The sequence below is a fragment of the Pseudoduganella sp. R-32 genome (assembly GCF_049913245.1).
Lineage (GTDB): Bacteria > Pseudomonadota > Gammaproteobacteria > Burkholderiales > Burkholderiaceae_D > Rugamonas.
Genome location: NZ_CP183987.1, coordinates 3526676 through 3539156, shown reverse-complemented (window position 1 = coordinate 3539156; position 12481 = coordinate 3526676). Strand labels below are relative to the sequence as shown.

Below are 12481 nucleotides of genomic sequence, written 5' to 3'. Positions count from 1 at the left end.
AGCAGTAATTCCTAGCGCGCTGGAAGCTACGATACGCCGGCACACCCCCGCCAAAACTATCCAAATTTCACAAGGCCCTGTTCGGGCGCGAAAATAAATTGCGGTGGCGCAATTCCGCAACGTGACCGAAGTGCAAAGTGCTCCGATATATAATGTCGGCCATGACAAAATTGACCATCATCGTTGCCACTGACTCCAGCAATGGCATAGGTATCAACAACACTCTTCCATGGCACTTGCCGGAAGACCTGGCGCACTTCAAGCGCCTCACTTCCGGCCATCCGATTATCATGGGCCGCAAGACCTTCGATTCGATCGGCCGGCCTTTGCCCAACCGCCGCAATATCGTCATCAGCCGCAATGCCGATTGGCGGCACGAGGGCGTGGAACGCGTCGGCTCGCTGGAAGAAGCGCAGGCCCTGGTCGCCGGCGCCGACGAGGCTTTCGTGATCGGCGGCGCGCAGGTCTACCAGCAAGCCTTGCCGCTGGTTGACAGGCTTGTCATCACCCGCATCGGCCGCAGCTACGAGTGCGACGCCTTCTTCCCCGCGCTGGCTGCCGGCCAATGGCGGGAAGTGGCGCGCGAGGATCACGTTTCGGCAGCCGGGCTGCCTTATTCATTCATTAGCTTTAGCAGGAACTAAACATGTCCGGACACGGTTTCCACGTCCACGGCCCGCACGACCACGCCGTGGAACACGCAGCACATAGCAACGACAAATTCTCCGGCAATATCGCCGTGACGACGGCTATCCTGGCCACCGTGGGCGCCATCTTCGGCTACCAGGGCGGGGCCACGCAGAACGATGCCGCCCTGTTCAAGAACAATGCGGCCATCGCCAAGACCGAAGCGTCCAACCGCTGGAACTACTACCAGGCCAAGTCGTCCAAGCAGAACCTGGCCGAACTGGCCATGACCCTGCCGAACGTCGATCCGAAGCGTTACGAAGCGGAAGTGGCGCGCTACAAGGAAGAAAAGTCGGCAATCAAGAAAGATGCCGAGGAGTGGGAAGCCAAGTCGGCCGAATGGGACCATAAATCCGACCATGCCCTGCACAAGCACCACCAATGGGCGCTGGCTACCACGGCTGAACAAATTGCTATTGCGCTGGCCGCAATCACCCTGCTGACCAACCGTAAATGGCTGATGTATGCCACCTACGGCGTGGCCGCGGTAGGCCTTGGCCTCGGCGTGCTGGCAATGCTGTAAAAAAATCCACCACCGGGGAATGTTTTCTGCGATACTCCCGGTCTTATTTTTTTGAGGCGCTTGGTCGCGCCTGGAGAACATCGATGAAATTCCGCTTCCCCATCGTCATCATCGACGAGGATTTCCGTTCCGAGAACACGTCCGGCCTGGGTATTCGCGCCCTGGCCGCGGCGATGGAAAACGAAGGCATGGACGTCCTGGGTGTGACCAGCTACGGCGACCTGGCGCAGTTTGCGCAGCAGCAGTCGCGCGCCTCGGCCTTCGTGCTGTCGATCGACGACGAAGAGTTCGGCGGCGGCACCCCGGAAGAAACCGACTTCGCGCTGGCTTCCCTGCGCGCCTTCGTTTCCGAGATCCGCCACAAGAACGCCGACATCCCGATCTACCTGTACGGCGAAACCCGCACTTCGCGCCATATCCCTAACGATATCCTGCGCGAGCTGCACGGCTTCATCCACATGTTCGAGGACACCCCGGAATTCGTGGCGCGCCACATCATCCGCGAAGCCAAGTCCTACCTGGACAGCCTGGCGCCGCCCTTCTTCCGCGCCCTGGTGCACTACGCGAACGACGGCTCCTACTCCTGGCACTGCCCTGGCCACTCCGGCGGCGTGGCCTTCCTGAAGTCGCCGATCGGCCAGATGTTCCACCAGTTCTTCGGCGAGAACATGCTGCGCGCCGACGTCTGCAACGCGGTGGAGGAACTGGGCCAGCTGCTGGACCACACCGGCCCGGTCGCCGCGTCCGAGCGCAACGCCGCCCGCATCTACAACGCCGACCACGCCTACTTCGTCACCAACGGCACTTCCACCTCCAACAAGATGGTGTGGCATTCGACCGTGGCGCCGGGCGACATCGTCGTGGTGGACCGCAACTGTCACAAATCGATCCTGCACTCGATCATCATGTGCGGCGCGATCCCCGTGTTCCTGATGCCGACCCGGAACAACCTGGGCATCATCGGCCCGATCCCGCTGGAAGAATTCTCGATGGAGAGCATCGAGCGCAAGATCGCCAACAACCCGTTCGCCCAGGCTGCGGCCAACAAGAAGCCGCGCATCCTGACCATTACGCAGTCGACCTACGACGGCGTGGTCTACAACGTGGAAACCCTGCGCGAAATGTTGGACGGCAAGATCGACACCCTGCACTTCGACGAAGCCTGGCTGCCGCACGCCACCTTCCACGACTTCTACAAGAACATGCACGCGATCGGCAAGGACCGTCCGCGCGCCAAGGAGTCGATGATCTTCTCGACCCAGTCGACCCACAAGCTGCTGGCCGGCCTGTCCCAGGCTTCGCAGGTTCTGGTGCGCGACTCCGAGACCGTGAAGCTGGACAAGGATGCCTTCAACGAGGCCTACCTGATGCACACCTCGACCTCGCCGCAGTATTCGATCATCGCCTCCTGCGACGTGGCGGCGGCCATGATGGAAGCGCCGGGCGGCACCGCCCTGGTGGAAGAATCCATCCTGGAAGCGCTGGACTTCCGCCGCGCGATGAAGAAGATCGACGAGGAATGGGGCCAGGACTGGTGGTTCAAGGTCTGGGGCCCGGACAGCTTCGCCGAAGAAGGCATCGGCTCGCAGGAAGACTGGATCTTCACCGAAGAGAGCAAGAAGTGGCACGGCTTCGGCGACCTGAAGCCGGGCTTCAACATGCTGGACCCGATCAAGGCCACCATCGTCAACCCGGGCCTGTCGCTGGACGGCCAGTTCGGCGAGACCGGCATCCCGGCCTCGATCGTGACCAAGTACCTGGCGGAACACGGGGTGATCGTCGAGAAGTGTGGCCTGTACTCCTTCTTCATCATGTTCACCATCGGCATCACCAAAGGCCGCTGGAACACTCTGCTGACCGCGCTGCAACAGTTCAAGGACGACTACGACAAGAACGCCCCGATGTGGCGCATCCTGCCGGAGTTCTCGGCTGCCAACCCGCGCTACGAACAAATGGGCCTGCGCGACCTGTGCCAGCAGATCCACGACTTCTACAAGGCCTACGACGTGGCGCGCCTGACCACCGAGATGTACCTGTCGGACATGGTGCCTGCCATGAAGCCGTCGGACGCATTCGCCAAGATGGCGCACCGCGAAATCGAGCGCGTGGCGCTGGACGACCTGGAAGGCCGCATCACGTCGATCCTGCTGACGCCTTACCCGCCGGGCATTCCGCTGCTGATCCCGGGCGAGCGCTTCAACAAGACCATCGTGGACTACCTGCGTTTCGCGCGCGACTTCAATGAACGCTTCCCAGGTTTCGAGACCGACGTGCACGGCCTCGTGAAGCGCGAAGTAAATGGCCGCAAAGACTACTTCGTCGACTGCGTCAAGCAATAAATCTGCACTGTGGATCGTGCGCCGCACCGCGGCGCACGATTGAGCAAGCTCAACGCTACGCTTCCTGAATTCGCACTATAGTTGACGTCCTGTCCTTTCAGGAGGGGCGACTAAATGGCGCTTTCAGCTTGCATCCTGGCGACCGCGAAGGCGCCGGCAAATGCCAGCAACAGGCTGCGGACAGACTTGTCCGACGCTGGCGTATCCCTCATCGAAGCACCGCAGGAAAGCGACGCTTCCATTTTCCTGTTCAGGCAGTGGGACGGCGAACTGGCCGCCAACCTGCAAGCGGCGGGCGCGCCGCAAATGCTGGCCATCTGCTGCGAACCTGCCGAACTGGCGGCCGACGCCATGTGGGAAGTGCTGGCGGCCGGGGCTTCCGACCTGATCCTGTGGCGCACTGGCGAGGCAATCCTGCCGCAGGTACTGGCCCGCCTGCAGCGCTGGCACGAAGTGGCCCAGCTCATGTCTTCCGACCGCATACGCGCCTGCCTGGTCGGGCAAAGCGCGCCCTGGCGGCGCATGCTGCAAAACCTGGTGGAAGTGGCGGCCTTCACCGATTCCCCGGTCCTCATCACCGGCGAGACCGGCACCGGCAAGGATTTGCTGGCCCAGGCCATACATCGCCTGCATGGCGGCCCCGGGCCGCTCACTGTCGTCGATTGCACCACGCTGTCGCCGGAGCTGGCCGGCAGCGAATTGTTCGGGCATGAACGCGGCGCATTCACTGGCGCCTACAGCGCGCGCGACGGCGCCTTTGCCGCAGCCAACGGCGGCGTATTGTTCCTTGATGAAGTGGGCGAATTGCCGCTGGCGCTACAGGCGCAGCTCCTGCGCGTCATCCAGGAACAGCAATACCGGCGTGTCGGCAGCAATGACTGGCATCCGACTCGCTTTCGCCTGGTGTGCGCCACCAATCGCGACCTGGAGGCGGAGGTCCAGCGCGGCGCCTTTCGCGCCGACCTGTATTACCGCATCGCCGCATGGCGCTGCCGGACGCCGGCGCTGCGCGAACGGCAAGGCGATATCCTGCCGCTGGTGCAGCACTTCCTGCGCCAGCTTGGCGGGCAGGATGTCGAACTCGATCCGGCCGTGCGCCAATACCTGCTTACGCGCAGCTATCCCGGCAATGTGCGCGACCTGCGCCAGACGGTGGCGCGGCTCTGGCATCGCCATATCGGACCCGGGCCGATCACCATCGGCGATGTGCCGCCCGAGGAACGCCCCGCCGGGGGCGGCGCCTGCTGGCCCGACGCGGCTTTCATCAACGCCATTGGACGCGCCGTCGACCTTGGCGTCAGCCTCTCGCGCATCGGCCAGGCGGCTACCGACACGGCCATCCAGCTGGTGCTGCAGCAGGAGGGCGACAACAACCAGCGCGCCGCCCTGCGCCTGGGCGTGACCGACCGCACGCTGCAATTGCGCCGCAAGGCACGCAGTGCGCCGGCCTAGCCGCGGCCGATGAGGCGCAGCAGGTTGCCGCCCAGGACCAGGCCTTCGTCCCCTGCCCCCAGCCGCAGCAAGCGGATCTTTTCCAGTTCCACGCCGGGGTGCAGCCACGGCCCGTCGGTCCCGAACAGGACCTTGTGTGCGCCGGCGCGGCGGATCGCCTGCTCCAGCAGGTCGAAGCGGCGCACGCCGGCGCTGTCGGTGTAGATGTTGCGATGGCGCGCCAGGTGGTCGATCAGCGCCAGTTGCGCCGCCCAGTCGTCGGCAAAGCTGCCAAGGTGGGGCAAGATGAAGTTCACGTCGGGATATTGTCCTGCCAGCAGTTCGGCCACCGAAGTCACGCCGACCGGGTCGTACAGCACCGGAAGCCCGAAGTGCCGCGCCACCTCGCAGACCTCGCCCGTGATCGGGGCGTCATGCCGGTGCAGCTTGATGCCGACGAATCCGTATTCCTCCACCGCCTTGCGTACCAGCGCTGCAATCCGCCCGGCATCGCGACGGGCGTGCACGAAGGCAAAGGCGAGGTAGCGTTCCGGGTGCGCCGCCACCAGGCGCGCCACGCCGGCATTGGCGGCGCCGTAATCGGAATGGAAGGCGGCCAGCAGCACCGTGCGATCGATGCCGGCTTCACGCGCGCGCCGGGCGTAGCGGCCCAGCGCGGCGTCGCTGTCCCAGGGGCCGGTCAAGCCGTCGCCGGGGCCTGCGTGGCAATGGCAGTCGATGATCATGACTTGCCGAACTGCGGGGCATGGGACCGCAAGGCATCGAGCACGGCGCGCCGGACCGCTTGCGGGCTGCCATCGCTGTCGCCGGCAGCCTGCGCGGCGCTGCCGGCAATGCGCACGAAACGGCGCGCCATTTCCAGCTCGCGGTCCACTTCCGGCATCTCCTGCATTTCCATTTCCAGGGCATTGCTCAGCGCCCCGCCCAGCGCGCGGCCCAGGGCCGTGCCGACGCCCGGAATCGGAATGAAGGAGCCGAGCGCACCGCCGACAAAGGGCAAGGCCTTTTTCGCGATCCCTTTCAGGATGCCGCCCAAGGGCTTCGCCACTTTCTTGATGCCGTTCCAGACGCCCTTGAACATCTTGCCCAGGAATTGCTCCATCTCCTCCTCGCTCTGCACGCCGAGCAGTTCCATCGCCAGTTCCATTTCCTGCTCGGAGCTGAACGGACCATGCTGGCAGCGCTTGCAGCCGCAGGGCGCTTCGTGCTCCTCGCCCAGCACCTCGAACTCCAGTTCGCGGCGCTGGTTGGTCAGCACGCCCTGGTGGTGCCTGAACATCGTGTCGTGCAGGGTCCGTTCGCGCCGGCGGCGGTCCGCATCGTCCGCCAGGTTGGCCGCGACATACACGCTGACTTCGGATGGCCGGATGCCCATCATGCCCGCGCAGATCCGGTGTTGCGCCAGGCGCTGGCCCATGTGGCGCGCCTGTCCGCTATAGCCCCGGCGCTGGCCGTTGACCGTGAATTCAAGGTAGTACAGCCCCGGCCCGTGCGTGCGCGGGTCGCTGGGCGCCCGATCGAGCGGAGCGACGAGCGCATAGGCAGGCTGCAGGGCGGGCGGCATCCGCCCCACAGCCGCAGCGATGGTCGGCGGCACTTCACCGTCGCCGTCTCCTTCATCGGGACCAGGTTCGTCGCCCGCTGGCGGTTCGAGCAGCGGCAGCGGCTCGAATACCGGCACGCGGTAAGGCCAGGCCCCGCCAACCACGGGCGCCGGGCGGACTTTGCGGGCGGGACGGGTGCGGCCCCGACCCATTGAGCGGCCGCCTTTGGGCCGCCATTCGAATTCCATTGTCTCAAACATGCAGCACCTCCATCAGTTGTCCGATCGAGCGGGCGGCATAGGCGACTTCCTGTGCGCTGTGGTCAGCCCGCAGCAGCAACGTCAGGACCTGCCTTGCCGGTGTCCCCTGCAACAGCACTTCAATACCTGCCAGCGAAAGCTCGCTGCGTAACGCCTCGCCATCGCACAAGGGCGGCAGCGCGATTCGCTGGACCGGGAAATCGCCTCCCATGCAGGCGATCCCGAAACCGGCCAGGTTCGCCTGCAATTGCGCAATCCGCTCGCGCAGCCGCTCGCGCAAGGCCCGGCCCAACCGGCGGTTGGCGTCCAGCGCACAGCGGCCGGCTGCAATCGCCGCCACCGAAGGCGGGCTGCAATGGACCCGCGTTTCGCTGGCTGACAAGAAGCCGCCGAGCAGCTTGCGCGGCCCCGCCAGCACCGCCAGCGGCGCGCCAAAGCCCTTGGCCATCGAGGCGCCCACCAGTACCGGTGCGCCGCCAAGGCCATGCTCGGCCACCGATCCGCCCCCATCCAGGCCGGCGACGCCAAGCGCCTGGGTGTCGTCCAGCAGCAGCAAGCCGCCGTATGCATCGGCGATGTCGGCATACGCCGCCAGCGGCGGTGCGGCGGCATCGCCCGGCGTATAGCCATCCGACAGGATCACCGGCCTGCGCCCTGCTTCGCGCCAGCGCCGCCCAAGCGCCGCGGCCTGGGCCGCATTGCAGTGGCTGAAGCATTGCAGCGGCACGCCCTGTGCGCTCGCGCGCTCGGCGCCCCAGCGTGCCACCGGATATGCCGCGCTGTCGACCAGCAGCGCCACCCGTGCCGGCGCCAGCCAGCCGAACAGGTCCCAGAACAGGTGCAGGCTGGAAGTCAGCAGGCAGGCGGCCTCGCAGTCCATCAGGCGCGCCAGGCTGGCGCCCAGTTCCGTCTCGCCCGGCACCGGCTCCAGCGCCGCCGGCTTTCCCAAAGTCAGCTCGTCCCAGGCAGGCAGCGTCTGCGCGGCATGCCGCATGCCCAGGTACAGCGCACTGGTGAAGTCGGTGCGCACCGCCGCCTCACGCCGAGCGCGGCATGGCCTCCAGCCGCTGCCGCAGCAGCACCGACGGCATGGTTGCTTCCAGTTTGGGGTTGGCGACTTCCGAGGTCAGGTCGACACCTGTCACCGCACGGTAGGCGTGCATATAGCCCTGCGCCTGCGGACGCCAGAAGCGGGCCCACGCAAACGCCTCGGTGGGGTCGTACACGTCGCTCCAGTGGGTATAGCGGATCGACAGCAGCAACTGTTCGCCGAACATGGCCAGGTCGCGGAAATGGGCGATGCTGGTGTCGCTCCAGCCCTGCACCTTCTTCATTGCATCGACGCGGTCCATCCACGGTTCGGGATGCGCCACCATCAGCCGCGTCGGCAGGAATTCGCGGAATTCCGGACGCGCCAGCATCCATTGCTGCATCAGCATTTCGATGCGCGCGGTGGACGGCAGGTCGCCGAACTGGTTGTGCGCGCCCTGCGACAGGATCAGGTGCACTTCCTTCAGCGCATTCAGGATCGGGAAGGCGTCGGCCTTGACGGTGGTGTCGTCGTCCTGGCGGTAGAACGGCATCAGCTGGCGCAGCAGGTTGTGGAAGGCCTCGACGAACTTGGAGCGGCTGTCGGCCGGACGGAAATCGCGTACCGCCCTTCCATCCAGGTGGATGCCGTAGTGATGGTCGTACTCGTAATTGCGGCGCACCACGCTCAGGCGGTGCTGTTCATCCTGTACATAACCCCACAGCAGGTTGTTCAAGGGCCGCAGCATGTCCACTTCCATATTGGCCAGCGGGTCGAGGCCGTTGCCGTGCGCCGGCGAGCGCACGTTCTGGAAGCGGCGCGTGATCGCGTTCATGGTCTGCACCAGCATGCCCTCTTCCTGCCAATAGGACCAGATCAGCTCCATCATGCAGGGGTTGACCAGCCGGTCACGGATGAAGCCCGCGCACAATTCGGCATCGTGGTGGTCCTTGTGGTCCATGTGGATGCGCACGTCCGGCAGCTTGCTGCGGATCAGCGCCAGGTAAGGCAGGATGCGGGTTTTCGGATCCAGCGACGTCAGGTAGCGCTTGACCAGTTCATCCTCCAGCTTGCGGTCCCCCGGCAGGTCGCGCCGGTCCAGGTAATCGGCGTCTTCCTGCGGCCGGAACGCATACGGTGTGCGCAGCACGCCGCAGTTCACCATCACGAAGGCTTCGGTGGCGGCCTTCAGCACACGGTAGGAATCCGAGTCGCTGAAAGGCAGGGTGCGCCGCTTCTCCAGCAGCCGGAATGCGCGTTCCTTTTCGTCGAAGCGGCTGCGCTCGAACTCGGGCACGTCGCCGCCGGCATCGTTGCAGAACAGGTGGTCGATGAACAGCTTGTACGTATTGAATGACAGTGCATCGGCGCTGTTGCGGATCAGGGTCCAGTGCGCAAGCACGGGACGGAACTCCGCTTCCGTACGCGACGCCTGGGTGGTGATCGTGCCGCTCACCTGGGTCGCGCTGCCTTCGTCGACGATGATCGGTTCCGAGGCGCGGTAGTGGGCGGCATCATTCGGGTCCGGCGTGACGCCGTCCGGCTCCAGCGCAGCCATGTAGACATTGACCGCCACCTCGGTGGAGCCGGTGGCGTTCAGGCGCATGCTCGACTTGACGCCTTTCAGCGCCTGGCTTTGCAGTGGCGGCTCCGGCACGTAATACATGCCTTCCATCGGGTTGCCCAGTCCTGCCACGCTGTGCGCCACCGAGACCCAGACAGTATCGCCCACCAATCCGTGCGGCCGGTCCTGGTTGTCGCCGTTGGCAAAGAAGACCGGTTCGAGCCGGAATGGCGGGTCCAGCAGGAATTCGGTTTCGCCGCGCGTGTCGGTGGCCAGGATGTCGACCCGGTTGAACCGCATGAAGTCCTTGTCGAAGGGGGTGGCGTTGTTGAAGACCACGTAGTAGGTGCCGATCTCCAGCCCGTCGAAGCGCGCATGGCCATTCGGACCGGTATGGGTCGGCCGCAGCACGGGCCAGGCAGCCATCATCTTGCGCGCCTCTTCCGGCGTGCCCTTGTCCTCATTGAGCAATTGCAGCTGCTTCACCTGCGCATCGGAAGGCTGCATCAGCAGCAGGTGCGCATGCACCACCGGGACCCAGCGATTGTCCGAGATCCGGGCCCGCACGTTGACATCGATTTTGCCGCTTTTTCCTGCGGCCGCCGCACTCGTTTTGGTCATGATGGAACTCTCCTCAAATATCAGTCAAGGTATTGCGAAGGGCCCAGTGCGTCAGCAGGCGCCCCAGCAGGATGCTTTCGTGTTCCGGGCTCAGGATGCCGTCCGCACGCGCCTGGCCGATCACGGCGAACACCAGCACCGGCGAAGCCTGGTACATGCGCTCGGGCTTGCGCTGCCACAGCCGGAACAGCAACGCCAGGTAGGCCGGCTGCCGCAGATCCACCTGCAGCGCCTGCGGCAGCGAAGCACCGCGCAGCAAGGCCGGACGGTGATTGGCCAGCAGGCCGGCCAGCGCCGGCATCGAATCGCGCAAGGCCATCAGCAGTTGCCGGTCGGCCTCCGGCACGCCATCGAGGGGATAGTAGGATTCCCACAAGCGCGCCATGCGCTGCCACTGCGGATGCGGGTAGAGCTGCTCGCCCATTGCGCAGCTCAGGAGCACCCGGATCCAGGGCACCGGATGCGGGTCGTCGATATTGATGCGGAAGACGAAAATGCGCGGCAGGCTGACCACGCCGATCAGGCCGTGGGTGGCAGCCACGCCGACCCTGCCCAGCGACCAGAAGTCGGCGACGATTTCGGAAATCCAGCGCTCCCACAACTTCCACACCTGCGCCGGCCCGGTGGCGCCGGACTGCAGCGATTGCAGGACCGGGCGCAGCGAGTTCACAAGGTCCAGCAGCGCCGCGCCCTGGTGTCCCACCTCATGGAACAAGGAAGACGCAATGCTGGCGCCAACCATGCGTTCGCGCGGTACCCGAATGATGGCGACGGGATTGTCGCCGCCGCCCGGCAGGCGCGTGCGGGCGCGGCGGATAGCAGCCCCCGGTCCGCGATCGAGGTAGCACACCACCGGCGGCGGCGTGTAGTAGCCGCCGCGCAGGGCCAGGGCGTCGGCCGACGCGACGTCCAGTCCTGCCAGCCATACGCCGTAGCGATGTTCGCTGCGCTGCGTCACCACGTCGTTGAACATGTCGAACTGGATCAGCGCCGCATTGAACTTCATGCGCAGGAACGTGAAGCGGCGCTGGGCATGCGCCGGGCTGGCGCGCCGCCCGGCGGGGCTGCGCAACCAGTGCAGGAAGCCGCGCACCATCGCCCGCAGCTCGCGCCGCCCCGCCACGAGCTGGCGATCGATGCCAAGCTGCGCCCGCGGCAGCAAGGCGGCAGCCGGCACCATCGGCTCGATCAGGGCGAATGGCAGCACCCGGGCCAGGCGCGTCAGCAAGGACCGCGCCTCCTGTGCCAGCATCCAGGCGGCGTACGGGCTCATTTGGCTCAAGCTCCGTACAGGACGATTTTGCGGCCCTGGCGCACCCAGCGTCCGGAATTGCCGTGCATCGCGCCGGCCATGCCTCCCATGCCGCGCCCGGCTGCCCCCTGCTGGGCGCCCTGCTGCCCGGCACGCGCCAGCAGGCCCGGTGCGTGCTGGCGGACGGCCGCCGTCGCCGCCTGCATGGCAATCTGGCGCGGATCGCCGCCGCGCGCCTGGGCTGCGCGGTTGACGGTGTCGGCAGCCACCTTGACGAAGGTGCGTGCGCCGTCGAACTCGCGGTCCTCGCCGGACACCTCTCCTTCGGCCTCCAGCCCGAGGGCGCTACCGGCAGCCGACGCCAGGCCGCTGCCGATCTTGGCGCCCAGCGGGCCGCCGAAGTAGCCGCCAATCGCGCCGCCGGCCAGAGGCAGCGCTTTCTTGGCCACGCCTTTCAGTGCGCCGCCGATGGCCTTGCCGACCGGCGAGCGGATCACGTTGCCGGCGAACGATGCCGCCTTCTTCAGGAAGCTGCCCAGGAACTGTTCCAGTTCCGCTTCATTGGTCACCGACAGCAGTTCGCTGGCCAGTTCCATTTCCTCGGCTTCGGTCAGCATCCCTTGCTGGCCCATTTCGCCGCCCCATTCCGATTCGCCAAACTCATACTCGCCTTCATAGGAAGTTTCGTTGCCGAATTCCAGGGTGGTACGGTCGATGTCATGCATGATTAGCCCCCTTTGATGTGATGCTGCGGATGGTGGAACGGGATGCCGTTCCATGATGGATACGATGGTGGGCAGCAGCCCTGGTGCGTACTGCTTGGCCGCGATGTTCAGCGCGGCGCGCCGCACCTGGCGGGGATCGCCGCGGGCAGCCTGCCTGGCACGGCGCGCTGCCAGCCCGGCAAAACGCATGAACTGGCGTGCCGTTTCGAACTCGCGGTCCTCGGCGCTCAGGCCCTCAAGCTCCATGCCGAGCATGCGGCCGGCCCTGGGACCCGCCGACAGCACCTGGTCGGCAAGCTTGGGCAGCACGCCGTCCAGGCCGGGCGCCACATGGCGAAACCAGGCCGGCAGGCGCCCCTCGCGCCGCGCCGCCAGCAGTTCTGCTGCTTGCGGCAGGCTTTCATCGCGCCATGCTGCCTGTGGCGCCGCCGGGGACAGTTCGAGTTCCGGCCGATAGCTGAGCAGACGGTCCATGCTTTCTCCA

10 protein-coding genes are annotated in these 12481 nt (G+C 65.7%); 4 read left to right on the top strand and 6 right to left on the bottom strand.

The features are described from left to right. Positions 1-161 precede the first annotated feature (161 nt). The 4 genes from ACN9MU_RS16300 to ACN9MU_RS16285 all read left to right on the top strand — a co-directional run bounded on the left by ACN9MU_RS16300 (position 162) and on the right by ACN9MU_RS16285 (position 5001). The gene (locus ACN9MU_RS16300; RefSeq protein WP_426161397.1) at positions 162-644 is read left to right on the top strand and encodes a dihydrofolate reductase; all 483 of its coding nucleotides are present in this window, start codon (positions 162-164) and stop codon (positions 642-644) included. A 2-nt stretch (positions 645-646) separates the two neighbouring features. Beyond that, positions 647-1210, top strand: a complete 564-nt coding sequence (locus tag ACN9MU_RS16295) for a DUF4337 domain-containing protein (protein ID WP_426161396.1) — start codon at positions 647-649, stop codon at positions 1208-1210. Between the two features lie 83 nt (positions 1211-1293). Further along, complete coding sequence (locus ACN9MU_RS16290) at positions 1294-3549, top strand: Orn/Lys/Arg decarboxylase N-terminal domain-containing protein (protein WP_426161395.1); 2256 nt, start codon at positions 1294-1296, stop codon at positions 3547-3549. Positions 3550-3663: 114 nt separating this feature from the next. Then, on the top strand, positions 3664-5001 hold the full coding sequence (locus ACN9MU_RS16285) for a sigma 54-interacting transcriptional regulator (protein ID WP_426161394.1): 1338 nt from the start codon (positions 3664-3666) through the stop codon (positions 4999-5001). On the opposite strand, the gene ACN9MU_RS16280 is transcribed toward ACN9MU_RS16285, so the two are convergent. The 6 genes from ACN9MU_RS16280 to ACN9MU_RS16255 are packed head-to-tail and all read right to left on the bottom strand — an operon-like array spanning position 4998 to position 12471. Continuing rightward, positions 4998-5726: an amidohydrolase family protein gene (locus ACN9MU_RS16280; protein WP_426161393.1), complete on the bottom strand. Its 729-nt coding sequence runs from the start codon at positions 5724-5726 to the stop codon at positions 4998-5000. The genes ACN9MU_RS16285 and ACN9MU_RS16280 overlap by 4 nt on opposite strands. Beyond that, complete coding sequence (locus tag ACN9MU_RS16275) at positions 5723-6805, bottom strand: hypothetical protein (protein WP_426161392.1); 1083 nt, start codon at positions 6803-6805, stop codon at positions 5723-5725. Before ACN9MU_RS16275 ends, ACN9MU_RS16280 begins: the two co-directional genes overlap by 4 nt. Further along, positions 6798-7835: an aminotransferase class I/II-fold pyridoxal phosphate-dependent enzyme gene (locus ACN9MU_RS16270; protein WP_426317889.1), complete on the bottom strand. Its 1038-nt coding sequence runs from the start codon at positions 7833-7835 to the stop codon at positions 6798-6800. The genes ACN9MU_RS16275 and ACN9MU_RS16270 overlap by 8 nt, the downstream gene beginning before the upstream one ends. Positions 7836-7842: 7 nt before the next feature. Further along, positions 7843-10020 (bottom strand): 8-amino-7-oxononanoate synthase, encoded by a 2178-nt coding sequence (locus ACN9MU_RS16265; protein WP_426161390.1) that lies wholly within the window; start codon positions 10018-10020, stop codon positions 7843-7845. Between the two features lie 13 nt (positions 10021-10033). After that, a complete protein-coding gene (locus tag ACN9MU_RS16260; protein ID WP_426172090.1) occupies positions 10034-11293 on the bottom strand; it encodes a hypothetical protein in 1260 nt (419 codons plus the stop codon). A gap of 5 nt (positions 11294-11298) precedes the next feature. Continuing rightward, positions 11299-12471, bottom strand: a complete 1173-nt coding sequence (locus ACN9MU_RS16255) for a hypothetical protein (protein WP_426335728.1) — start codon at positions 12469-12471, stop codon at positions 11299-11301. Positions 12472-12481: the final 10 nt, after the last annotated feature.